This is a genomic window from Streptosporangium sandarakinum (assembly GCF_013409935.1).
Taxonomy (GTDB): Bacteria; Actinomycetota; Actinomycetes; order Streptosporangiales; family Streptosporangiaceae; genus Streptosporangium; species Streptosporangium nondiastaticum.
Genome location: NZ_JACCCO010000002.1, coordinates 1,036,772 through 1,058,523, shown reverse-complemented (window position 1 = coordinate 1,058,523; position 21,752 = coordinate 1,036,772). Strand labels below are relative to the sequence as shown.

General features: G+C 73.1%; 22 protein-coding genes. 9 read left to right on the top strand and 13 right to left on the bottom strand.

From position 1 onward, the window contains the following. The first annotated feature begins 87 nt into the window (after nt 1–87). The 4 genes from HDA43_RS23240 (at nt 88) to HDA43_RS23225 (ending at nt 5,178) form a co-directional block, all read left to right on the top strand. Nucleotides 88–1,146, top strand: a complete 1,059-nt coding sequence (locus HDA43_RS23240) for an ABC transporter substrate-binding protein (protein ID WP_179825133.1) — start codon at nt 88–90, stop codon at nt 1,144–1,146. Next, a complete protein-coding gene (locus HDA43_RS23235) occupies nt 1,146–2,390 on the top strand; it encodes a Gfo/Idh/MocA family protein (protein ID WP_179825131.1) in 1,245 nt (414 codons plus the stop codon). Before HDA43_RS23240 ends, HDA43_RS23235 begins: the two co-directional genes overlap by 1 nt. Next, nucleotides 2,387–3,394, top strand: coding sequence for a sugar phosphate isomerase/epimerase family protein (locus HDA43_RS23230; RefSeq protein ID WP_179825129.1), 1,008 nt, complete (start codon nt 2,387–2,389; stop codon nt 3,392–3,394). Before HDA43_RS23235 ends, HDA43_RS23230 begins: the two co-directional genes overlap by 4 nt. A 236-nt stretch (nt 3,395–3,630) precedes the next feature. Further along, nucleotides 3,631–5,178 (top strand): OmpA family protein, encoded by a 1,548-nt coding sequence (locus HDA43_RS23225; protein ID WP_179825127.1) that lies wholly within the window; start codon nt 3,631–3,633, stop codon nt 5,176–5,178. Between the two features lie 6 nt (nt 5,179–5,184). On the opposite strand, the gene HDA43_RS35285 is transcribed toward HDA43_RS23225, so the two are convergent. Continuing rightward, entirely contained in the window at nt 5,185–5,598 is a 414-nt protein-coding gene (locus HDA43_RS35285) for an MmyB family transcriptional regulator (RefSeq protein WP_281395461.1), read from the bottom strand. On the opposite strand from HDA43_RS35285, the gene HDA43_RS35280 reads away from it, so the two are divergent. Beyond that, nucleotides 5,519–5,845, top strand: a complete 327-nt coding sequence (locus HDA43_RS35280) for a hypothetical protein (protein ID WP_246424491.1) — start codon at nt 5,519–5,521, stop codon at nt 5,843–5,845. The two genes, HDA43_RS35285 and HDA43_RS35280, sit on opposite strands and share 80 nt — an antisense overlap. Before the next feature lie 18 nt (nt 5,846–5,863). Here the strand turns inward: HDA43_RS35280 and HDA43_RS23210 are convergent, their stop codons facing one another. From HDA43_RS23210 to HDA43_RS23200, 3 genes are read right to left on the bottom strand one after another with little or no spacing between them, the layout of a single operon-like run. Beyond that, entirely contained in the window at nt 5,864–6,949 is a 1,086-nt protein-coding gene (locus HDA43_RS23210) for a Zn-dependent alcohol dehydrogenase (protein WP_179825125.1), read from the bottom strand. Between the two features lie 11 nt (nt 6,950–6,960). After that, nucleotides 6,961–7,155, bottom strand: a complete 195-nt coding sequence (locus HDA43_RS23205) for a ferredoxin (RefSeq protein WP_179825122.1) — start codon at nt 7,153–7,155, stop codon at nt 6,961–6,963. Nucleotides 7,156–7,165: 10 nt separating this feature from the next. Continuing rightward, the gene (locus HDA43_RS23200; RefSeq protein ID WP_179825119.1) at nt 7,166–7,630 is read right to left on the bottom strand and encodes a pyridoxamine 5'-phosphate oxidase family protein; all 465 of its coding nucleotides are present in this window, start codon (nt 7,628–7,630) and stop codon (nt 7,166–7,168) included. Between the two features lie 127 nt (nt 7,631–7,757). On the opposite strand from HDA43_RS23200, the gene HDA43_RS23195 reads away from it, so the two are divergent. After that, nucleotides 7,758–8,405 carry a class I SAM-dependent methyltransferase gene (locus HDA43_RS23195; protein WP_246424490.1) on the top strand — a complete coding sequence of 216 codons (648 nt, stop codon included), beginning with the start codon at nt 7,758–7,760 and terminating at the stop codon, nt 8,403–8,405. Here HDA43_RS23195 and HDA43_RS23190 read toward each other — a convergent pair. From HDA43_RS23190 to HDA43_RS23165, 6 genes are all read right to left on the bottom strand, one after another. Continuing rightward, nucleotides 8,312–9,343 (bottom strand): polyketide synthase dehydratase domain-containing protein, encoded by a 1,032-nt coding sequence (locus HDA43_RS23190; RefSeq protein WP_179825117.1) that lies wholly within the window; start codon nt 9,341–9,343, stop codon nt 8,312–8,314. The genes HDA43_RS23195 and HDA43_RS23190 overlap by 94 nt on opposite strands. Next, a complete protein-coding gene (locus HDA43_RS23185; protein WP_179825115.1) occupies nt 9,340–10,395 on the bottom strand; it encodes an enediyne biosynthesis protein UnbU in 1,056 nt (351 codons plus the stop codon). Before HDA43_RS23185 ends, HDA43_RS23190 begins: the two co-directional genes overlap by 4 nt. Then, nucleotides 10,392–11,792, bottom strand: a complete 1,401-nt coding sequence (locus HDA43_RS23180) for a DUF1702 family protein (protein WP_179825113.1) — start codon at nt 11,790–11,792, stop codon at nt 10,392–10,394. Before HDA43_RS23180 ends, HDA43_RS23185 begins: the two co-directional genes overlap by 4 nt. A gap of 156 nt (nt 11,793–11,948) precedes the next feature. Continuing rightward, a complete protein-coding gene (locus tag HDA43_RS23175) occupies nt 11,949–12,989 on the bottom strand; it encodes a prenyltransferase (protein ID WP_179826368.1) in 1,041 nt (346 codons plus the stop codon). Nucleotides 12,990–13,051: 62 nt separating this feature from the next. Next, complete coding sequence (locus tag HDA43_RS23170; protein ID WP_179825110.1) at nt 13,052–13,765, bottom strand: class I SAM-dependent methyltransferase; 714 nt, start codon at nt 13,763–13,765, stop codon at nt 13,052–13,054. A 132-nt stretch (nt 13,766–13,897) separates the two neighbouring features. Continuing rightward, nucleotides 13,898–15,142 carry a glycosyltransferase family 4 protein gene (locus HDA43_RS23165; RefSeq protein WP_179825108.1) on the bottom strand — a complete coding sequence of 415 codons (1,245 nt, stop codon included), beginning with the start codon at nt 15,140–15,142 and terminating at the stop codon, nt 13,898–13,900. A gap of 289 nt (nt 15,143–15,431) precedes the next feature. On the opposite strand from HDA43_RS23165, the gene HDA43_RS23160 reads away from it, so the two are divergent. Further along, nucleotides 15,432–16,460: a GDP-mannose 4,6-dehydratase gene (locus HDA43_RS23160; protein ID WP_179825107.1), complete on the top strand. Its 1,029-nt coding sequence runs from the start codon at nt 15,432–15,434 to the stop codon at nt 16,458–16,460. Between the two features lie 132 nt (nt 16,461–16,592). Here HDA43_RS23160 and HDA43_RS23155 read toward each other — a convergent pair whose 3' ends face one another. After that, entirely contained in the window at nt 16,593–17,222 is a 630-nt protein-coding gene (locus tag HDA43_RS23155) for a TetR/AcrR family transcriptional regulator (protein WP_179825105.1), read from the bottom strand. Nucleotides 17,223–17,309: 87 nt separating this feature from the next. Between HDA43_RS23155 and HDA43_RS23150 the strand changes: the two genes are divergently transcribed. Continuing rightward, nucleotides 17,310–18,191 carry an NAD(P)-dependent oxidoreductase gene (locus HDA43_RS23150; RefSeq protein ID WP_179825103.1) on the top strand — a complete coding sequence of 294 codons (882 nt, stop codon included), beginning with the start codon at nt 17,310–17,312 and terminating at the stop codon, nt 18,189–18,191. Nucleotides 18,192–18,277: 86 nt separating this feature from the next. Continuing rightward, a complete protein-coding gene (locus HDA43_RS23145; RefSeq protein WP_179825101.1) occupies nt 18,278–19,258 on the top strand; it encodes a polyprenyl synthetase family protein in 981 nt (326 codons plus the stop codon). A gap of 57 nt (nt 19,259–19,315) precedes the next feature. Here HDA43_RS23145 and HDA43_RS23140 read toward each other — a convergent pair whose 3' ends face one another. Beyond that, nucleotides 19,316–20,518, bottom strand: coding sequence for a cytochrome P450 (locus HDA43_RS23140; RefSeq protein ID WP_179825099.1), 1,203 nt, complete (start codon nt 20,516–20,518; stop codon nt 19,316–19,318). A gap of 154 nt (nt 20,519–20,672) precedes the next feature. Then, nucleotides 20,673–21,707 carry an Lrp/AsnC family transcriptional regulator gene (locus HDA43_RS23135; protein WP_179825098.1) on the bottom strand — a complete coding sequence of 345 codons (1,035 nt, stop codon included), beginning with the start codon at nt 21,705–21,707 and terminating at the stop codon, nt 20,673–20,675. Between the last annotated feature and the right edge of the window lie 45 nt (nt 21,708–21,752).

Sequence of the window (21,752 nt, the reverse complement as noted above, 5' to 3'; positions counted from 1 at the left end):
CCATCCGGTCCGCGGCGCCGTACGGCCCGCCGTGCCGTCCCCCGTCCGCGACACCCCCCACCCCCCACGGGAGCAAGGAGAACAATCATGTCCACACCAGTCGGCCGCCGGGGGATCCTCTTCGGCGGCGCGGCGATCGGCGCCGGGGCGCTGGTCACGGCCTGCACCGGCAACACCCCGGCCGGCACGGCGGCCACCTCGCCGCCGGCAGCGCCCGCGCCCGCCGGTGACAACGACAAGCCCGGAGAGAAGGTCGTGATCGGCTTCTCCGCGCCGGCCGCCGACCACGGCTGGATCGCCGCGATCGCCAAGAACGCCGAGAGCGCCGCCAAGCAGTACTCCGACGTGGAGTTCAAGCCGGTCGAGCCGACCAACGACATCAACGCGCAGATCTCGGCGGTGGAGTCGCTGATCGCGGCGAAGGTGAACGCGCTGGTGATCCTGCCCAACGACGGCCAGCAGCTCAACCAGGTCGCCCGGCAGGCCGCCGACGCCGGCATCCCGGTGATCAACCTGGACCGGGTGTTCCCCGACAAGCTGTCGTACCGGACCTGGATCGGCGGCGACAACTACGGCATGGGCGTCGCGGCCGGCCACTACATCGGCAAGACGCTCAAGGACAAGGGCGTGTCGAACCCGGTGATCCTGGAGATCCAGGGCATCGCGACGCTGCCGCTGACCCAGGACCGCAGCAAGGGCTTCGAGGACGCGCTGAAGACGTACGGCTTCTCCGTGACGGCCAAGCAGGACGCGCAGTTCACGGTGGAGTCCGGCACGAAGGTCGCGAGCAACCTGCTGCAGGCCCACAAGAAGGTCGACGCGATCTGGAACCACGACGACGACCAGGGGGTGGGGGTGCTGGCCGCGATCAAGGAGGCCGGGCGGAACGAGTTCTTCATGGTGGGCGGCGCCGGATCGGCCAACGCGATGCGCGAGATCCAGTCCGGCTCCGGCGTGCTGCAGGCGACGGTGACCTACAGCCCCACGATGGCGTCCTCGGCGATCAAGCTGGCCCGCCTGATCGCGCAGGGCAAGGGGATGAGCGACCTGGTGGAGAACGGGGTGCCGCAGTCGATCACGCTGGCGTCGGAGACCGTCACCAAGGACAACGTCGACAAGTACCTGCCGCTGGGGTTCGAGTCCTGATGGCCGCCGACAACAGGCCGACGCTGGGGATCGGCATGGTCGGGTACGCGTTCATGGGAAGGGCCCACTCCCAGGCGTGGCGCAGCGCGGGCGCGTTCTTCGACCTGCCGGCCAGGCCCGTGATGGCGGCGCTGGCCGGCAGGTCGAAGGAGTCCGTGGCCGCCGCCGCCCACGACCTGGGCTGGGCGGCGGCCGAGACCGACTGGCGGGACCTCGTCGCCCGCGACGACGTGCAGGTGGTGGACATCTGCACCCCGGGCGACTCGCACGCCGAGATCGCGATCGCCGCCCTGGAGGCCGGCAAGCACGTCATCTGCGAGAAACCGCTGGCCAACACGGTGGCGGAGGCCGAGGCGATGGCCGAGGCGGCGAAGCGCGCCGCGGCCCGCGGCGTGCACGCCATGGTCGCCTTCAACTACCGCAGGGTCCCGGCCGTCGCGCTGGCCCGCCGGTGGGTGGCCGAGGGCCGCCTGGGGGAGCTGCGCCACGTGCGGGCCCAGTACCTCCAGGACTGGATCGTCGACCCGTACTTCCCGCTGGTGTGGCGGCTCCAGCGGGACAGGGCCGGGTCCGGCGCGCTGGGTGACATCGGCGCGCACATCATCGACACGGCCCAGTTCGTCACCGGCCGCCGCCTGACCGGCGTGTCGGCGCTGACCGAGACGTTCGTCAAGCACCGCCCGCTGGCCGAGGGCTCCGCCGGGCTGTCCGCGGGCGGCGCCGCGCGGGAGACCGGCGAGGTCACCGTGGACGACGCCGCGCTGTTCATCGGCCGCTTCGAGGGCGGGGCGCTGGGGTCGTTCGAGGCGACCCGGTTCGCCGCCGGCCGCAAGAACGCGCTGCGCCTGGAGATCAACGGCTCGGCCGGCAGCCTGGCCTTCGACTTCGAGGCCATGAACGAGCTGTGGTTCCACGACCACACGCTGCCCGCGGCCGAGGCGGGCTTCCGCCGGGTCATCGTGACCGAGGCCGACCACCCCTACGCGGGGGCGTGGTGGCCGCCCGGCCACGGCCTCGGCTACGAGCACACCTTCACCCACGAGGTGAAGGACTTCGTCGAGGCGGTCGCCGCCGGCCGGGCGCCGTCGCCGTCGTTCGCCGATGGCCTGCGGGTGCAGCGGGTGCTGGCCGCGGTCGAGGCGAGCGCGGCGGACGGCAGCCGGTTCACCGCGGTGGAGGACGCCCCGCGCGCGGGCGCCGCCGTACCGGACGCCGTCTACCAGACCCCCGAGGAGGAATCATGACCCGACCCGTCACGCTGTTCACCGGGCAGTGGGCCGACCTGCCCTTCGAGGAGGTGTGCCGGCTGGCCGCCCAGTGGGGCTACGACGGTCTGGAGATCGCCTGCTGGGGTGACCACTTCGAGGTGGACAAGGCCCTGGCCGACGACTCCTACGTCGAGCGGAAGAAGGAGACGCTGGCCAAGTACGACCTGAAGGTGTGGACGATCTCCAACCACCTGGTCGGCCAGGCGGTCTGCGACAGTCCCATCGACGAGCGGCACCGGGGCATCCTGCCCGCGCGGATCTGGGGCGACGGCGAACCCGAGGGTGTGCGGCGGCGCGCCGCCGAGGAGATGAAGGACACCGCCCGCGCCGCCGCGAAGCTGGGCGTGGACACGGTGGTCGGGTTCACCGGCTCGTCCATCTGGCACACCGTGGCGATGTTCCCGCCGGTGCCGCCGTCGATGATCGAGGACGGCTACGCCGACTTCGCCGCCCGGTGGAACCCGATCCTGGACGTCTTCGACGAGGCAGGGGTGCGCTTCGCCCACGAGGTGCACCCCAGCGAGATCGCCTACGACTACCACACGACCGTGCGGACGCTGGAGGCGATCGGCCGCCGCCCGGCCTTCGGGCTGAACTGGGACCCCTCCCACATGGTCTGGCAGGAGATCGACCCGGTCGGGTTCATCCTGGACTTCGCCGACCGGATCTACCACGTCGACTGCAAGGACGCCAAGGTCCGCACCGGGGACGGCCGGCGCGGCCGGCTGGCCTCGCACCTGGCCTGGGCCGACCTGCGGCGCGGCTGGGACTTCGTCTCCACCGGCCGCGGCGACGTGCCCTGGGAGGACTGCTTCCGCGCGCTGAACGCGATCGGCTACGACGGGCCGATCTCCATCGAGTGGGAGGACGCGGGCATGGACCGGCTGGCCGGCGCGCCCGACGCGCTGGCCTTCATCCGGGCCCTCAACGCGATCACCCCGCCGGCCGCGGCCTTCGACGCCGCCTTCGCCACGGATTGACGCGCTCCCCGGCCTGAGGGTCGGGGATTCAGCCCGTGCCGGCCGCCGCACAGCACGGCGACCGCCGCACCGGCCGCCGCCGCACCGTACGGCGGCGGCCGCCCGGTACGGCCCGCGCCGCCCGTCTCCCGCGCGTTCGCCCGAACCTTCGGCGTGCCGCCCGGCCGGTACCGCGCGTCGGTCTCGCTCGATCTTCCCTTAGGGCATCTTCCGAGGAATGCGGCAGTATCTCCCAAATGGGTTCCCGGATCGTCATCCCGTTGGTCGCTCTGCTCACCGCCTCGGCCTGTGCCCTGTCCCCGGAGGCCGCGCCACCCACCTCCGCGCCACCGGCGGTGACGTCTCCCCCCGCCACCCCGCCGCCCTCGTCCACCGCGAGCGGCGCCGCACAGGACACCCGCCCGGCGCTGGCCCGGACGACCGGCACGATGACCCCGAACCTCGAAGTCGAGGTGGTCGGGTTGAACCGGGTCAGGGGCGAACATCTGATCGCCCAGGTCAGGCTGACGAACACCGACAGCGAGAAGAAGCAGCCGTGGACCGGCGAGATGGGCGACAACACCCGCCCGCTCGGAGAGATCCGATGGGCCTCCGGCATCGGGGTCCTGGACGCCCGGGCGCGCACCTGGATCCTGCCGTACCAGCCCGCCGGCTCCCCGTGCCTGTGCAGCGACCAGGACCGTGACGGCCTCGGCTACTTCATCGACCCTGGCGCGTCCGTCAGCCTGTACGCCGTCATGCCCGCGCCCTCGGGCAACCCCTCCACCACCACGGTCGTCACCCCTCTGGGACCGCCGATGGTGGACGTCCCGATCAGCGACGACCCACCGGTCATCCCGCCCGGGACGACGATCCCCGATCCGGACGCCGAGCCGGTCACCATCGTCACCCGCCGCCTCGTGACCCCCTCCGAATCGCCCGACGAATCGGAGGAGACAGCCGACGACGGCACCGACCTCCACGTGAACCTCTCCTCCGACGTGCTGTTCGCGGTCGACAAGGCCACGCTCACGCCCAGGGCGAAGGCGGTCCTGGCCCGCACCGCGAAACTCATCGACGCCTCTCCCGGCACGACGGTGCGGGTGGAGGGGCACGCGGACTCCTCCGGCACCGACGCCATCAACGACCCCCTGTCCACCCGCCGCGCTCGATCCGCGCTCCGGGCGCTGTCCACGCTGGTCACGAGGCAGGGCGTGACCTTCCAGGCCAGGGGGTACGGCTCGCGCCGCCCGCTGTACGGCAACGACACCGCCGAGGGCAGGGGCCGCAACCGACGCGTCACGGTGACGTTCGCCAGGCCCGAGCCGGCCACGGCCACCACCCCGCCCACAGCCCCCGCTCCCGGCGCGACGGGCCTGACGGGAACCGGCACGGCGGACGGCCAGCCGATCTCCATGGAGATCACCGGCCTGCGACGGCTGACGGGCGGCCTCGGGCTGCTGACGTACCGGATCACGAACCGGGGCGACGGCGAGGCCTGGTTCAACGAGCTCCACCGGGCACAGGACTGGATGTCGTTCAAGTACCAGGCCGCCTCCAACGTCACGCTGACCGACGTGGAAACCCGTCGCCGCTACCTGCCCGCCCGCCTCCAGGTGGCCCGCGGCGGGAACGTGGACCTCTACTGCGCCTGCACCGACGTCTCCGGCGTACGACTGAGCACCGAGAAGTTCGCCCCCGGCCGGCAGCGCGAATTCTGGAGCCTGTTCGAGCTTCCCGACACCGCCGCCACGATGAAGGTGACGATCGCGAGCTTCGGCGACCTGCGGGTGCCGGTTCGGTAGCTCCGGCTAGCCCTGTCCCCGGGAGGGTGAGACGGGCGCCGTCCCGCCGGGACCGCCGGACGAGCCGGAGGCGGCGAGGTCGAGAAGCGTCATCGCGTCGTGGTCCGGGCTGCCGGGCGGCGCCATGTGGACGATGAGGCGCCGGCCCTGCGCGCGGTTCAGGGGCAGCCCCTCGTGCGAGAGCGTCATCGTGCCGACCTCCGGGTGCCGGAGCGTCTTGGTGCCGTCGCCGATCGCGCGCACCTCGTACCGCTCCCAGAGCCGGTTGAAGTCGGGGCTCTTGACGATCAGCTCACCCACGAGTGAGGCGAGATCCGGGGCGTCTGGATCGGTTCCGGCGATGTCCGGACTGCTCTGGATGGACGAGGGGACCGGCGGGGCGGTGGTCGCGGTGATGCTCGTCCCGATCGGCCTCGGCATGGGCCTCGTCGTGCCTTCCCTGACGGCCGTCCTGCTGAACGACATCGCCGCGGACCGGGCCGGAACGGCCGCCGGGATCCTGAACTCCTTCCGGCAGACGGGCGGCGCGCTCGCCGTGGCCGTCCTCGGAGCCTCGGTCGCGGACCGGGGCGGGTTCGTCGTGGATCTGCGGGTCGCCCTGTGCGTCGCGGCCGTGATGCTGGTGGTCACCACGGCCGCGGCCCTCATGCTGCCGGTGTCCCGGTGAGGCGGTCGGTCCAGGGCGTCAGTCCAGGACGACCACTTGGCGCAGGACCTCGCCGCCGCGCAGGGCGGCCACGGCGTCGTTGAGGTCGGCGAGTCTGATCCGGGAGCTGATCATGCTCTCCAGGTCGAGCTTGCCGGCCTTGTACAGCTTGGCGAAGAAGGGGAAGTCGTGCCGGACGTCGGACTCGCCGTACATCGAGCTGAGGATGTTCTTGCCCTCGAACAGGAGGTTGAAGGCGCTCAGCGGGACCATGTCGTCGACGGCGCCCGCGCCCACCACGATCATGTCGCCGCCGCGCCGGGTCGCCTGCCAGGCGGTCATGATGGCGGCGGACTTGCCGACCGCCTCGAAGCCGTAGTCGAACCCGTGGCCGCCGGTTAGCGTGGCGACGGCGTCCTGGAGCTGGTCGGGGGTGATGGCGTGCGTGGCGCCGACCTTCTTCGCCAGCTCGTGCTTGGACTCGAGCGGGTCGATCGCCAGGATGGTGGCCGCGCCGGAGATCCGCGCCCCCTGGATGATCGACAGGCCGATGCCGCCGGCGCCGACCACCGCGACCGTCGAGCCGGGCCGTACCTTGGCGGTGTTGAGCGCCGCGCCGACGCCGGTCGTGACGCCGCAGCCGATCAGCGCCGCGATCTCGTAGGGGATCTCCGGATCGACCTTGACCGCCCCCTGCCAGGGCACGACGATCTCCTCGCACCAGGTGCCGCACCCGGCCATCCCGAACGCCGGGGTGTCGCCGCCGTAGCGGAACCGGGCGTTGACGAAGCTCTCCATCATGTAGGTCATGCACAGGTACGGCTGGCCGACCAGGCAGTTGGCGCAGTGGCCGCAGGCCGGGGTCCAGTTGACGATGACGCGGTCACCCGGCTGGACCGAGGTCACGTGGTCGCCGATCTCCACCACCTCTCCGGCACCCTCGTGCCCCGGGATGATCGGGAGCGGCATGGGCAGCACGCCGCTGATCACCGAGAGGTCGGAGTGACACACGCCGGTCGCCCTGATCTTGATCCGGACATCCGTCGGGCCCACCGGGGTGAGGGTGAAGTCATCGCGGATGTCCAGCTTGTCGTCGCCGACGGCGTGCAGAAGCGCACCACGCATGGGGGATCCTCCTAGCTCTCCTTCAAGGAGATGGCGGCTTTGGGACAGGACCGCGCGGCGTGCCGGACCCGGTCCGACAGCTCCGCGGGCGGCTCGGGCAGCAGCACGTGCAACTGGTCGTCGTCGTCGAGCTCGAAGACCTCGGGGGCGAGGCCGGTGCAGACGGCGTTGGCCTCGCAGACCAGGTAGTCGACGGTGATTCTCACAGGGGGCCTCCTATGCCGGTGAGGCGAGCTTACGGTGATCCCAGGAAACCACCCGGACGGGCTCGACGACGAAGGCGACCCTCTTGCGGCCGGTCTCCGCGACGTACCCCCGCAGGGCCTCCTCGTCGGAGGGCATCCCGGCCATCCGCCGGGTCACGTCCATGCCGACGCCGAGGACGCCCTCGGGATCGCCGATCCGCCGGGCGGTGCCGTACAGCAGGACGCCGCGCAGGTCGAAGTAGTCCTCGCCGGCCTCGATGAGGCAGGTCACCCGCGCGTCCCGCTCGATGTTGCGCGCCTTCTGGGCCTTGCCGTACGTCCAGAAGGAGATCCTGCCGCCGGTCAGCCCGTAGAACATGGTCACCAGGTGCGGCGTCCCGTCCGGGTTGATCGTGCCGAGCTGGAGTTTCCGCGACGCGGCGACGAAGGCCGTGACCTCGTCCTCCGCCATCGCGATGCGGGCGCGCTGGTTCACGCTGGAAAGTAGAACATGGGGCACAGGGGCGGGCAAGGGTTGTTTGGAATGTTGTTCGGTTTCCGGGGTCGTCGCGGTGTGCCGGGGTTTTCGCCGGGATGATGCCGCTTCTGGGTAGGCTGCCCCGATGAGCATCCCGACCATGCCGGCCGAGCTGCGGAACGCGGCCCGGCGCGCCAAGGGTTTCATGCCCGACGACGAGGGCCTCGCCCTCTTCGAGACCGCCGCCGAGTACGGCGCGCGCGGCCCGATCTGCGAGATCGGCACCTACTGCGGCAAGTCCGCGATCTACCTCGGCGCGGGGGCGCGGCAGGCGGGCTCCGTCGTCGTCACCGTCGACCACCACCGCGGCTCGGAGGAGATCCAGCCCGGCTGGCCGTACCACGACCCCTCGCTGATGGACCACCGCTTCGGCAAGATGGACTCGCTGCCCGCCTTCCGTCAGACGATCGCCGCGGCCGGCCTGGAGGAGGAGGTCATCGCGGTCGTCGGCGCCTCCGACCGGGTCGCGGCGCTGTGGAACACCCCGCTGGGGATGCTCTTCATCGACGGCGGGCACTCCGAGGAGCCGGTGACCAAGGACTACGAGGGATGGGCCCCGCACGTCACGCCGGGCGGCGCGCTCGTCTTCCACGACATCTACCCCGACCCGGCCGACGGCGGGCAGGCGCCGTACCGGGTCTACCAACGGGTACTCGCCTCCGGGGCGTTCAAGGAGGTCCGGCACACCGGTTCGCTGCGGGTGCTGGAGAGGGTCGGCCCCGGCATCGGCTGACGGTCCCCCTCCGCCTCGGCGGCGTCCTCCCGCTCCGCCGGTTCCGCGGCCGTCTCCGGGGGCGTCCACCCCGCCGGGTCCGCCTCCCGCAGCCGCAGGCCGGTCCACGCCACCACCAACCGGCCCCGCACGTCGGTCGCCGTGACGTCCCAGACGTGCTCGTCCCCTCGGCGGTCGCGCCCGACGGCGTGCAGCCGCACGTCCCCCTGCGAGGGCCGCACCAGCAGCCGCTCGCCGCCCGAGGGCAGCAGCCGGTGGTGCGGCACGCACGCCTGCAACGCGTGGATCACCGCGTCGTTCAGCCCGGGGCTGCCCAGCACCGGCCTGTCGTACCCGGGGCCGAACCAGCCCAGGGAGTCGTCGCCCCGCAGCTCGCCCCGGCAGCCCCGCGGCCCGACGAGGGTGAGCCGGACGATCCGGCGGAACCGGCCGGTGGGGAAGCGCGCCGGGCCGTCGGGGGAACCGGCCGCGCCGTACAGGTCGGCGGCCGAAAGCGGGGGGCCGTCCGGGCCGAGCCGGGGGACCTCCAGCGTCCCGTCGGTCGGCTCCGCCGGGAAGGCGGCGCGGAAGTGGTCGACGTGGAAGGCCGTCTCCCCGCAGCAGAGCACCGTCTCGATCAGCGGCCCGCACCGCAGGGCGCGCACCCGGATCAGGGTGCCGCCGTCGTCGGGCACGACCACCGGCCGGTCGAACGCCATCCGCGTGATCTCGTCCGGCGGCCGCCCGGCCAGCGCGCCCGCGGCCTGCGCCATGGCCTCCAGGGCCACCACGGCGGGGAGCGTCGCGCGGCCGTCGACGCGGTAGTCGTCCAGGTAGGGGTCGTCGGCGAGGGACAGGCGGCTGTCGGCGACGAGCTCCACCCCGGGCACGTGGGTGCGCGCCCCGGCCAGGAACCGCCCCCGGCCGTCCCCGTCCGTCCCGGTGGCCCCGTGGCTCATCGCGGGTCCGCCGCAGCCGCCGTAGCCGTGGGAGCCGCGGGAGCGGTCCCGGGGGAGACCGCCGAGCGGGCCGCGGAGGAGGCGGTGAGGGCCCTTGCCGCGCGGCGCCTCCCCCGCGCCCGCACGGCCAGGGCCGCGCCGCGGCAGGCGCAGACGGCCACGAGGGCGAGGAACAGCCCGTGGGCGACGCCCAGCACGACCAGCAGGCCGTGGACCGCGGCGGTGGCCGCGCCGAACACGACCTGGGCGCGCCGGCCGGCGGGAGTCGTTTCGGGGTCGGCGACCACGTAGACGGTGTAGAGCGCGAAGGCCGCGCCGGTCACCGGCAGCAGGGCGTCCATCACCGAGACGCCGGACAGCAGGCCCCGCACGACGGCCTGCGCGGCGAACCCGCCCGCCCAGCCCGCCAGCACCGGCAACCTGCCGGTCAGCCCCGCGTGCAGCGCCACCCCCAGGCCCAGCACGACCGGCGGCGCCACCACGTCGAACGGCTCCGGCACCCCCGCGGTGAACCGGTACGGCGACGCCCCACCGGTCCACGACAGCAGCAGCACCGTGGCCGTGCCGAGGGCCGCGGGGTTCAGGACGGGCCCGCCCGTCCCGCGGAACCGGAAGACGTACCTGCCGCTGACACCGACCAGCGTGGCCAGCACCACGGGGGACAGGCGGCCGCCGCCGTACAGGAACATCGCGCAGACCAGGCCGGTGACGTACGACGGCAGGAAGAAGTCGAGCGTCCCGCCGGTCCGCCCGCTCCGGGGGCTCAGGTAGCGGGGCCGGCGCAGGCACGCCCACGCGTCCAGGCTCTCCAGCACGAGTTCGGCGGCGACCCCGGTGGCCGCGCCCGCGACCGGCGCGAGACAGGGCTGCTCGAAGCCGGGGACGAGGTGCCCGAGCACGGTCACCAGGGTGAGCGAGCCGGCGAGGCAGCGCAGCGCCGTCCGCCGCGCCCGGGCGGGCGTGAGTCCGGCGGCTCCGGCGACTTCGGTGGTTCCGGTGGCTCCGGCGCCGTGGACGCGGATGGCGTCGCGCTCGTTACCGGAGGCGGTCATGAGTCCCGGTTCCGCCGCGTCCAGGACTTCCGGACGCCCGCCCGCCACGCCTGGTAGTGGTCACCGCCGTGCGCGCCGTCGCCGAGGGCGAGGAGTGCCGCGTCGGTCCAGCTCGCCGCCTCGTCCACCTCCACCCCGCACAGCACGGGCGCGGCGGCGGCGGTGTGGTCGGGGACGCTTCCCGAGAGCAGGCGGATCGCGCAGGCCAGGGCGCCGCCCTGGGCGAGGTGGGCGCGGAAGCCGTCCCCGGCCGAGGCGGCGTCCAGCCGCGCCAGCCCCGAGGCGTCCGCGCCGCCGACGTGGGCGGCGGCCATGCCCACGCCGCTCCACAGGTCGGCACGGCGGCCCGGCGGGAACTCGGCGACGCGCGAGACGACGCCGTCGGCGTCCGCGCACTCGTGGAACCAGATCATCCGGCCCACGCCCTGGTCGAAGATCGCCCGGCGGGTGCGGTCCAGCAGCCCCGCCGTACGCTGCCGCCCGATCGTCCGGTCGGCGGCGAAGAAACCCTCGTGGAAACCGAAACCGTCGAACGCCAGCCAGCGCAGCAGCGGGTGCGCCGAGCGGACGCCCCACATGGGCCGCAGGCGCAGCCGGGCGTAGGCCCATCCGGCGCCCAGGTGGACCAGGTGCGGGTGGCGTGCCCCCGGCCCGCGGAGCAGGCCGCGCAGCCGCCGCCCGCCGCTGAGCGTGAGCAGGTCGAGGGTGGTGCAGGCCATGCCCGCGCCCTCGTGGCCGAAGCCGCGCAGTTCCTCGGGAAGGTCGTCGATCCGCTCCGGCTCGCCCGCGACCACCGCGTCGAACCCGGTCAGGACCGCCCGCACGACGGTCTCCAGGCGCTCGCGGGCCGGACCCAGCCGGAACCTGCGCGGCCCGAAGTCCGCCTGGGCGGGGTCCTGCCACAGCAGCAGCCCGGCCGGGCTCCGCGGCCTGGCCGGTGCCGGCGCGGCGGGGTCGGCCGAAGCGGCGGAGCCGGTCGGCGGCGCGGTGGAATCCCATGTGTCCGGGCCGAGCGACTCCGGCAGGAAGGCGTGGACCCGCTCGGCGACGGACGCCTGCGCCGTACGGACGCCGGCCGGGGGTCCGGCCTGGGGCCCGGGGTCGCGGTCCGGACGGGAGCCGGAGGGCGGGCGGCCGTCGGAGGGCGGGTCGTCGTCGGCGTCCTCGAAGAGGTCGAGGATCGGGATGGCGCCGGTGTCCGCCTCCGCCGCCGCCTCCCGTTCCTTCCTCGAAAGAGGCCCCCGGTGCCGGCCGGGGGTCGTGCGCGGGACCGGGACGCGTCCCGTCCCGGGGGCGGGGTCCGCGGGGATCTTCTTCGCGTCAGGGAACGTCTCCGCCCGGGACATGCCGACCCTGTCGCTCTGAGTCGCTATCCGGGTACCCTCCGCATCGCTCACAGGCCCGAACGTAGTAACACGCATCCGGGCCTTCAAGTACCGCGTTTCGGGTGCCTGGCAAAGAAAACGCCAGACCGGAGGGTCGGAAACGGATCGGGTACGGGGCCCCGCGGGACGGGTGCGGATCGGTGCGAGAGCCTGCGGGGCCGGGGCGGGTCAGGCCCGGGAGCCCGCGTGGCTGCACCCGCAGCCCGCCGTGGGGCGGTCCGTCGCGTACCCGCCCGCGTCCCGGAAGACGCCCCCGGCGGGTGTGTGACCGTCCAGCGCGTCGGCGGCGAGCACGACGGCCGCGGCGGTGTAGGCGGAGCGCTCGTGCGGGAAGTGCCTGCCGTTCACGAACTGCCAGCCGGTCCAGTAGGAGCCGTCCTCGTGCCGCAGGTGCTGCATGTCGGCGAACAGCCGCAGCGCCCGCTCCCGCTCGCCCACGGCGTCCAGGGTGAGCACCAGCTCGCACGACTCGGCGCCGGTCACCCACGGCTGGTCGGAGACGCAGCGGATGCCGAGGCCGGGCTCGACGAACGTGTCCCACTCCTCGGCCAGCCGCGCCCGGGCGGCCTCGTCGCGTACGGCGCCGCCGAGGATCGGGTAGTACCAGTCCATCGAGAAGCGGCTCTTGTCGGCGAACGCCTCGGGGTGGGCGGAGAGGACGTGGCCGAGCCGGTCGGCCGCGAGCTCCCAGTCGGGCTGCGGGTCGCCCAGGCGCTCGCCCAGCAGCACGCCGCAGCGCAGTCCCTGGTGGATGGAGGCGCACCCGGTCAGCAGGGCGTACCCGGCGGGCTCGCCGCTCGCCGTACGCTCCCAGACGATCTCGCCACGGGTGGTCTGCAGGCCGACGACGAAGTCCAGCGCGGCGCGGACGACCGGCCACATCCCGCGGGCGAAGTCCTCGTCACCGGTGACCAGCAGCTCGTGCCAGACGCCGACCGCGGCGTAGGCGGCGTGGTTGGACTCGCCGCCGTGCTCGGCGGCGCGGCCCCCGACCAGCTTCATCGGCCAGGAACCGTCGGCCCGCTGGGTGCGGGCCAGCCAGTCGTAGCCGCGGCGCACCGGCTCGGTGAGGCCCGCCACGCTCATCGCCATCAGGCACTCGACGTGGTTCCAGGCGTCCACGTGCCCCTCGGGCCACGGCACGCCGCCGTCGGGCTCCTGCAGGGCCGCGATGCTCCGGGCGGTCTGGACGACCTGCTCCCATCTCATCGATCGCTCACCGCGCCGGGTCCGCTCCCACTCCGGCGGCGACTCCTGTCCCGTCGGGTCGCTCATGCGGGCTTGCGGACGTAGAGCACCACGCTCTTGCCGATGAGGGGGTTGAGCACGGCCTCCGCGATCCGGGTGACGGCCGGGCGCTTCATGATGTCCCAGACGAGGATCTCGTGGTACGCCTTGGCCAGCGGGTGGTCGTCGTTGTTCACGCCGACCGCGCACTTGATCCACCAGTACGGCGCGTGCAGGCCGTGGGCGTGGTGGTGGGGGCCGACCTCGAAGCCGACGGACTTGAGCTTGGCGCTCAGTTCGGCCAGCGTGTAGATGCGGACGTGCCCGCCGGGGGCCGTGTGGTACGCCTCGTCGAGGGCCCAGCAGATCCGCTCCGGCAGGAAGCTCGGCACCGTGACGGCCGCCCGGCCGCCCGGCTTGAGCACGCGGAGGATCTCCCGCATCGCGGCCATGTCGTCGGGGATGTGCTCCAGCACCTCGGCGGCGATCACCCGGTCGAAGCTCGCGTCCTCGAACGGCATGTCGAGCGCGTCGCCGGTCACGGTCCGGGCCGTCGCGCCGGGGGGCACCTCTCCGGCCTTGTCCATGGCGGTGAACATGGTGGCGACGCCTTCGAGCTCCTTGGCGTCCATGTCGAAGGCCACCACGTCGGCGCCCCGGCGCAGCACCTCGAAGGCGTGCCGTCCGGCGCCGCAGCCCAGGTCCAGGACCCGGGTTCCGGGCCCGACGGGCAGCCGGCCGAAGTCGACAGTCAGCACTCGCCGCTCCTCTTCAGATGGTCGGGGGTGGAGGGGTGATCAGGGCCCGAAGGCTCCGGTTCGGGTGGGTTCGGGGGTTCCGGGGGCGGGGATGGTCGGGGCCCGGGGGTCCGGGAGGAAGCCGGGTGGCCGTCACCGGCCGCGGCGTGCCCGGATGGCCTCGCGGTAGGCGTCCACGGTCCGCTGGGCGACGACGTTCCAGGTGTAGCGCTCCATGACCCGGTCGTAGCCCTTCCTGCCGACCGCCGCCCGCTCCTCGGGGGAGTCGTGCAGGCGGCGCAGCGCGGCGGCCAGTTCCTCGGGGTCGCCGGGCGTCACCTGGACGGCCGCGTCGCCCACCACCTCGGGCAGCGCGCCGGTACGGCTGGCGATCAGCGGGGTGCCGCAGGCCATGTGCTCGACGGCGGGCAGCGAGAAGCCCTCGTAGAGGGAGGGGACGACCGAGATCTCCGAGGTGGCGATCAGCTCGCCCAGCTCGGTGTCGGAGATGCCGTGCACGAACCGCACCCGGTCCCGCAGGGACAGCTCGGCGACCAGTTTCTCGGTCGGCCCGCCCGGGGTCGGCTTGCTGACCACGGTGAGGTTCACGTCGCGCTCGGTCGCCAGCTTCGCCACCGCGCGCAGCAGCGTCGCGACGCCCTTCATGGGGGAGTCGGCGCTGGCCACCGCGACGATCGAGCCGGGCCGCTTCGGCATGTCCGGGCGGGGGTGGAAGTAGCGGGTGTCCACGCCGAGCGGGATGAGCCGCATGTTGGCCTGGGGCACGTTGAAGTCGCGGTGGATGTCGGCCAGGGACGACTCGCTGACGGTCAGGATGGGCTTCAGCCGGGGGGCGACCTTGGCCTGCATCCGGACGAAGCCGTACCACCGCCGCAGCGACAGCCGCTTGCGCCCCGACGCGGCTTTCAGCTCGATCCGCCGGTCCACGCTGATCGGGTGGTGGATGGTGCCGACCACCGGGAAGAGCTTCTGGATGCCGAGCAGGCCGTAGCCGAGCGTCTGGTTGTCCTGCACCACGTCGAAGTCGCCGACGCGCTTCTTCAGCTCGCGGTGGGCCCGCAGGGTGAAGGTCAGCGGCTCGGGGAAGCCCGCGGTCCACATGGTGCCGACCTCCAGGAGGTCGATCCAGTCGCGGTACTCGTGCAACTCGGGGGTGCGGAAGGGGTCCTCGTCGCGGTACAGGTCCAGGCTGGGGACCTTGTTGAGGATGACGCCCTCGTCGAGCTCGGGGTAGGGCTGGCCCGAGAAGACCTCGACGTGGTGCCCGAGGGCGACCAGCTCCCTGCTGAGATGGCGTAGGTAGACGCCCTGGCCACCGCATGTCGGCTTGCTGCGGTAGGACAGCAGCGCGACGCGCAGTGAATCCGCCCCTGGCACGGCGACCCCTTCCTCATCCCTGTCCAGAAGGGGACAGGTACCGTGAAAGATGACCTTTCCCTCCGGACCCTACCATTCAGTAGGTATCGCCGACCCGAGGTGTAATCGTTCCCACAGCCCGCCGTACCCGGTCCCAACTGCGACATCAGGGTGACAGAGCATTATTCTATGCAACGCGTTCTAGCTGTGGCAGCGGCGGCATGATGTCCATGCCAACGACAGGACGGTACATTCGCCGTCACACGCCATATGAGGGGCGAAAGTCTCATCCACCAGCAAGGAGGACGCGTTGGCCAGGCGCGCACTGATCACCGGCATCACCGGGCAGGACGGTTCATACCTGGCCGAGCACCTGCTGGGCGAGGGTTACGAGGTCTGGGGCCTGGTACGGGGCCAGGCCAACCCGCGCGTCTCGCGGGTCCGCAGCCTGCTGCGGGACGTCCGCCTCGTCCGGGGCGACCTCCTCGACCAGGGGTCGCTGATCTCCGCCGTGGAGAAGGTCCAGCCCGACGAGGTCTACAACCTGGGCGCCATCTCGTTCGTCCCCATGTCGTGGGAGCAGGCCGAGCTGACCGCCGAGGTCACCGGCATGGGCGTGCTGCGCATGCTGGAGGCCATCCGGGTCTGCTCCGGCGTCTCCTCCTCCCGCTCGGCGGCCGGCTCCGGCCAGATCCGCTTCTACCAGGCGTCGTCCTCGGAGATGTTCGGCCAGGTCCGCGAGACCCCGCAGACGGAGACCACCCCGTTCCACCCCCGCTCGCCGTACGGCGTCGCCAAGGCGTACGGCCACTTCCTCACCCAGAACTACCGCGAGTCCTACGGCATGTACGCGGTGTCGGGGATCCTGTTCAACCACGAGTCCCCGCGCCGGGGCGCGGAGTTCGTCACCCGCAAGGTGAGCCTGGGTGTGGCCAGGATCAAGCTCGGCCTGGCCGACGAGCTGCGCCTGGGCAACATGGAGGCCCGCCGCGACTGGGGCTACGCCGGCGACTACGTCCGCGCCATGCACCTGATGCTCCGGGCGGACACGCCCGAGGACTACGTCATCGGCACCGGCCGCACCCAGACCGTGCGCGACCTGGTGGTCGCCGCCTTCGCCGCCGCCGGCCTCGACTGGGAGCGGTACGTGGTGTGCGACGCGGCCCTGCACCGCCCCGCCGAGGTGGACCTGCTCTGCGCCGACCCGAAGAAGGCCCGCGTCCAGCTCGGCTGGGAGCCCACGGTCTCCTTCGAGGAACTCGTCGCGATGATGGTCGAGTCCGACATCAGGCTCCTGTCCGAGGGCGGCGACCCCGGCCAGGACTCCTCCTGGCCCTGACCCGGCGGAGACCGGGACGCCCGGGGCCCCGGCGCGGGCCCAGGATCGGCCAGGGGCTTCAGCGCGGGCCCGGGATCGGCCCGCCCGGTGGGCCGTCATGCCGTCCGGCGGCCCGGCGCGGTCGCCGTCCGGTCAGGAGCGCGCGGCGCCGGGCCGGTGGAGGTCGATCAGCCGGGCCAGGTGCCGGCCGGCGGCGCGCAGCGGCCGGTCGTCCTGCGACACCTGGGCGGCCAGCTCGGCGCCCTCCAGCGTGCTGATCACCGTGTGGGCCAGGTCGTGGGCGTCGTCCTCGGCGAGGCCCGCCCGGCGGAGCCGCTCGAAGACCAGCCGCCGCCAGTGGGCGAAGGCCTCGGCGGCGGCCCGTTGCACGTCGGGCACCCGGCCAGCCGTACCCAGCGCGGTGGCCGTGACCGGGCAGCCGTCCACCCAGTCGGAGGCGCGCAGGCCCTCGGCGAGCCTGCGGGTGCAGGCGACGACGGCCTCGGCCGGGTCGTCCTCGCCGTCGAGGATCTCCCGCAGCTCGTCGGCGAACTCCTTCTCGCCGTGCCGGATCGCGGCGACGGCCAGCTCCTGCTTCCCGCCCGGGAAGAAGTGGTAGACCGAGCCGAGCGTGGCCTCGGCCTCCTGGGAGATCTGCTTGATCCCGGTGCCGTCGTAGCCCTGCCGCTGCATCAGCCGTGAGGCGGTACGGACGATCCGGTCGCGGGTGCCGAGGGCACCGTGCGGGCCGGCCGCCCCGCGCTGTCGTGCGCTGGTCTTCATCCGGCGAGTCTACCGAATAGAACGTTCGTTACAGAGGTGTGCTACGGTCCCCACTGGATAGAGCGTTCGTTCTAGAAGGGATGCGCGATGAGCGTGCGGGCAGTGACGGTCATCGGACTCGGGCCGATGGGCCGGGCGATGGCGGAGGCGTTCCTCGACCGGGGCTACGAGGTCACCGTGTGGAACCGGACCCCGGAGAAGGCGGACGGGCTGGTGGCCAGGGGCGCGGTCCGGGCCGCCACGGCCGGTGACGCGCTGGCCGCCGGCGAGGTGGCCGTCCTCAGCCTGACCGACTACGACGCGATGTACGCGATCCTCGGGCCGGCCGCGGCGCGCCTGTCCGGCAAGGTGATCGTCAACCTGAGCTCCGACACCCCCGACCGGGCCAGGGAGGGAGCGGAGTGGCTGGCCGGGCACGGCGCCCGGCAGCTGACCGGCGGCGTGCAGGTGCCGCCGTCCGGCATCGGGGACCCGGCCTCCTCCACCTTCTACAGCGGCCCCCGGGAGGTGTTCGAGCGGCACCGGCCGACCCTGGAGGTGCTGACCGGCGCCGACTACCGGGGAGAGGACCCGGGGCTGGCGGCGCTGTACTACCAGCTCCAGATGGGCATCTTCTGGACCTCGATGCTCAGCTGGCTGCACGCGCTCGCGACGGCCGACGCCAACGGCATCACGGCCGCGGAGTTCCTGCCGTACGCCGCGCGGACCGCGGCGTCGGTCCCGGGGTTCATGGAGTTCTACACGCCGCGGATCGACGCCGGGGAGCACCCCGGTGACGTGGACCGGCTGGCCATGGGGGTGGCCAGCGTCGAGCACGTCACGCACACCGTCCACGCGGCCGGCGTCGACGTCGCGCTGCCGGGCGCGGTCCTGGAGATCTTCCGGCGGGGCGCGGCGGCCGGGCACGCCGACTCCAGCTTCACCAGCCTGTTCGAGGTGATGCGGAAGGTCCCGGAGCACGTGGGCTGAGAGAGGTCTCAGCGGCGCTCAGCGTCGCCTCAGCGATCGTCCGGCACCGTGGAGGCGGTCGATGAGATGAGCCACGAGGAGGCGCCATGCCCGTCCACGCCGTGCGGCCGGAGGAGATCCTCGCCGTTCCCGCCGTCTCCGCGGGGCTGGCGCGGGTGGAGAGGCGCATCCGGCGGCTGAGCGCCTCCTCCCGGCTGCCGCTCGTCAACCGGGCGGCCGGTCACATCACCGGCGCGGGCGGCAAGCGGCTGCGCGCCGCGCTGACGCTGGCGACCGCGCTCGCCCTGGGCGGGCGGATCGACGGCCGGACGGTCACCGCGGCGGCCTGCGTCGAGCTGATCCACGCCGGGTCGCTGGTCCACGACGACCTCATGGACGGCGCCGCGCAGCGCCGGGGAGTACGAACCCTCAACGCCGAGCTGGGCGACGCCAGGGCGTTGGTCGTCGGCGACTTCATGCTCGCCCGGGCCGGGCTCGCCGCGCTGACCTCGGCCTCCAGGCACGTGGCCGAGACACTCGCCGCCGTGGTCGTCGAGCTCGCCGAGGGGCAGTTCCAGGAGACGGCCGAGCTGTTCGACCCCGCCCGCACCCCCGAGGCGGCCCTGCGGTCCATCACCGGCAAGACCGCCTCCCTGTTCCGGGCGAGCTGCGTGGTGGCCCACCCGGCCGGGCGGACCATGGCGGCGTACGGTGAGCGGTTCGGCGTCATCTTTCAGATCCTGGACGACCTGCTCGACCTGGCCTCCACCGCCGACCGGCTGGGCAAGCCGGTCGGCAACGACCTGCGGCAGGGCGTCTACACCCTGCCGCTGCTGCTGGCGCTCCGCCACGACCGCGGGGAGCTGCGCTCCCACCTCGGCAGGCGGTTGACGGAGGAAGAGATCGCATTCCTGCTCACCCGCCTGCGCGAGGGGCGCATGGTCGGCGACACGCTGGAGTACTGCCGCGGCCTGGCCGCCGACGCCCTGGCCGCGCTGCCCGCCGTCGCCGACCCGGAGGTCGCCGCCGTCCTGTACGCGCTGCCCGGTGCCTACATCGACCGGGCGGAGTCCCTGCTGGCGCGGTGAGGGCGGGACCCGCCCGCCGATCCGGGGGCCGGCGGGCGGGAACGGCGGAGCCGGGGTTCAGGAGACCGTGACCGGGAGCTCCTTGATGCCGTTGATGAAGTTGGAGCGGAGCCGCCGGACCGGGCCCGCCTGGGCGAGGTTCGGCAGCCGCTCGGCCAGCACCTCGAAGAGCACCCGCAGCTCCAGCTTGGCCAGGTGGTTGCCGAGGCAGAAGTGGGCGCCGCCGCCGCCGAAGCCGATGTGGGGGTTGGGGGTGCGGCCGATGTCGAACACCCCGGGGTCGGCGAAGACGTCCTCGTCGCGGTTGGCGGAGGTGTAGAACACCACGACCTTGTCGCCCTCCTTGACCTCCTGCTCGCCGATCACCGTGTCGGCGGTCGCCGTACGGCGGAAGAGGTTGACCGGGGAGACCCAGCGGACGATCTCGTCGGCGGCGGTGCCGGCCAGCGCGCGGTCGGCGATCAGGCGCCGCCACTGCTCGGGATGCTCGAAGAGCCCGAGCATGCCGCCGGAGGCCGCGTTGCGGGTCGTCTCGTTGCCCGCCACCACCAGCAGCAGCACGAACAGGTCGAACTCGTTCTCGTCGAGGACCTCGCCGTTGTCGTCGGGACGCAGGAGCCTGGTGATGATGTCGTCGCGGGGCTCCTCGCGGCGCTCGGCGGCGAGCCGGTTGGCGTAGGCGTAGACCTCCGCGGCGGCGTCGCGCCCCTCGGTGGGGTCGGCCGCGTAGTCGGGGTCCTCCGCGCCGATCATCTGGTTGGACCAGGTGAAGAGCTTGTCGCGGTCCTCGACGGGGGCGCCGAGCAGCTCGCAGATCACGTACAGCGGCAGCGGGGCTGCGATGTCCCGGACGAAGTCGACGGAGGAGCGGCCCCTGGCCTCGTCCACGAGGTCGTGGCAGATGTCGCGGATGTGCTGCTCCAGGGCGCCGATGACGCGCGGGGTGAAGCCCCGGTTGACCAGCGAGCGGCGCCGGGTGTGCTCCGGCGGGTCCTGGTTGAGCATCATCATCCGCTGGAACTCGCGCTGCTCCTCCGGCATCTCCTCGAAGAGCGCGAGTTTCCTGCTGGAGGAGAACAGGTCGGGACGGCGGGAGACCTGCACGACGTCGGCGTGCCTGGTGACCGCCCAGAAGTCCGGCCAGCCGAGGTCGCCGCCGTGGTGCCGGTGGACCGGATCGTTGGCCCGCAGCCAGGCGAACTGGTCGTGGGGCGCGCCTTCGCGCGCGTAGAGATCCTGGTCGACGAGGTTGATGTCCATGGCCCTCCCCGGGGGAATCGCCCGCGCGTCCTCGCGGGCGTCGTGCTGCCGGCGTACGCCGCGCCGCGGGTGACGGGCGTGCCCGCCGCCTAACCGATCAAGCGCTTGGTGGGGCAACTGCTGTAACGCGTTCTATTATGTACCTCCGGACGCGTCAAGGTACGGCTTCCGCGTCTCTTCCCGGCGTTCCGTGGTACGCCTCGATCGGGCCGACCCAGCGCTCCACCCGCCCGTCACGCTTGATCATGAAACCGCGCTTGAGCGGCCGGAGCACCACCGTGGTCTCGATCGCCCGCATGCCGGGCAGGCCGCCGATGCCCCGCAGGAACTCGTACAGCTCGGGCCGCCCCGGCACGACCACGTGTGCCACGAGCTGGTGGTCGCCGGCCACCGCCACCAGGTACCGCACCTCCGGAAGCGCGGCCAGCGCGTGCCCGGCGGCCTCCACCTCGCACTCGGCCACCCGCAGCCAGAGCACCGCCTCGACCGGCAGCCCGAGATAGGCGGGCTCGATCTCGGCTCGGATGCGCAGGATCCCCCGGCGCAGCAGGGAGTCCAGGCGGCGGCGGGCCGTGGACTCGCTGATCCCGGCGGCGGACGCGACCTCCGCGTGGGTGGCGCGGCCGTCGGTGACGACCGCCGCGATGATCCGCGCGTCCTCGGCCGGCGGCGCCTCGCGAGGACGCTGGAGGCGGCCCGGCAGCGGGGCCCACTGCTCGCGCAGCCCCTCCACCTCCTGCGGGGTCAGCACGTCGAGGTGCCACTCCTGGGGGGTCTTGAAGTAACGCAGCGCCGGATAGGCGACGCTCTCCACGACCCCGTCGATCGACGGGATGCCCCGGAACAGCAGGTCGATCATGGCGTCGTCGGCCACGGACAGCTCGGCCGTGCAGTCGATCGAGCCGGAGACCAGCGCGGCGAACCGGGTCTCGGGCAGCTCGGCGAGCGCCTCGCCCGCGTCGATCACCGTCCCCGGACGGCAGCGCAGCCGCAGCACCGCCGACCCCAGCCGCCGGTCGTCGACCAACCCGACCACCGAGAGCACGCCCGACTCGATCAGCCGGGCCGCCCTCCTGGCGACGTTGCGCGTGGGCTCGCCCAGCACGCGCCCGATGCGGTCCCAGGTGGCCCGCCCGTTCACCTGCAGGGCGGCGACCACCCGCAGGTCGGCTTCACCGAGTGGCTGCATGGCGTCATCCTCGTGACGGGAACCGGTCGCCGCAAGCGTACGGCC

What these genes read in the sequence shown, in the direction of transcription:
- HDA43_RS23195 (WP_246424490.1), top strand. Translation starts at nt 7,758, where the DNA reads ATGAGCATCCCGACCATGCCGGCCGAGCTGCGGAACGCGGCCCGGCGC.
- HDA43_RS23235 (WP_179825131.1), top strand. Translation starts at nt 1,146, where the DNA reads ATGGCCGCCGACAACAGGCCGACGCTGGGGATCGGCATGGTCGGGTAC.
- HDA43_RS23140 (WP_179825099.1), bottom strand. Translation starts at nt 20,518, where the DNA reads ATGGACATCAACCTCGTCGACCAGGATCTCTACGCGCGCGAAGGCGCG.
- HDA43_RS23210 (WP_179825125.1), bottom strand. Translation starts at nt 6,949, where the DNA reads ATGCGTGGTGCGCTTCTGCACGCCGTCGGCGACGACAAGCTGGACATC.
- HDA43_RS23145 (WP_179825101.1), top strand. Translation starts at nt 18,278, where the DNA reads ATGCCCGTCCACGCCGTGCGGCCGGAGGAGATCCTCGCCGTTCCCGCC.
- HDA43_RS35280 (WP_246424491.1), top strand. Translation starts at nt 5,519, where the DNA reads ATGTCCGGACTGCTCTGGATGGACGAGGGGACCGGCGGGGCGGTGGTC.
- HDA43_RS23155 (WP_179825105.1), bottom strand. Translation starts at nt 17,222, where the DNA reads ATGAAGACCAGCGCACGACAGCGCGGGGCGGCCGGCCCGCACGGTGCC.
- HDA43_RS23230 (WP_179825129.1), top strand. Translation starts at nt 2,387, where the DNA reads ATGACCCGACCCGTCACGCTGTTCACCGGGCAGTGGGCCGACCTGCCC.
- HDA43_RS23150 (WP_179825103.1), top strand. Translation starts at nt 17,310, where the DNA reads ATGAGCGTGCGGGCAGTGACGGTCATCGGACTCGGGCCGATGGGCCGG.
- HDA43_RS23175 (WP_179826368.1), bottom strand. Translation starts at nt 12,989, where the DNA reads ATGAGATGGGAGCAGGTCGTCCAGACCGCCCGGAGCATCGCGGCCCTG.
- HDA43_RS23135 (WP_179825098.1), bottom strand. Translation starts at nt 21,707, where the DNA reads ATGCAGCCACTCGGTGAAGCCGACCTGCGGGTGGTCGCCGCCCTGCAG.
- HDA43_RS35285 (WP_281395461.1), bottom strand. Translation starts at nt 5,598, where the DNA reads ATGCCGAGGCCGATCGGGACGAGCATCACCGCGACCACCGCCCCGCCG.
- HDA43_RS23190 (WP_179825117.1), bottom strand. Translation starts at nt 9,343, where the DNA reads ATGAGCCACGGGGCCACCGGGACGGACGGGGACGGCCGGGGGCGGTTC.
- HDA43_RS23185 (WP_179825115.1), bottom strand. Translation starts at nt 10,395, where the DNA reads ATGACCGCCTCCGGTAACGAGCGCGACGCCATCCGCGTCCACGGCGCC.
- HDA43_RS23225 (WP_179825127.1), top strand. Translation starts at nt 3,631, where the DNA reads ATGGGTTCCCGGATCGTCATCCCGTTGGTCGCTCTGCTCACCGCCTCG.
- HDA43_RS23240 (WP_179825133.1), top strand. Translation starts at nt 88, where the DNA reads ATGTCCACACCAGTCGGCCGCCGGGGGATCCTCTTCGGCGGCGCGGCG.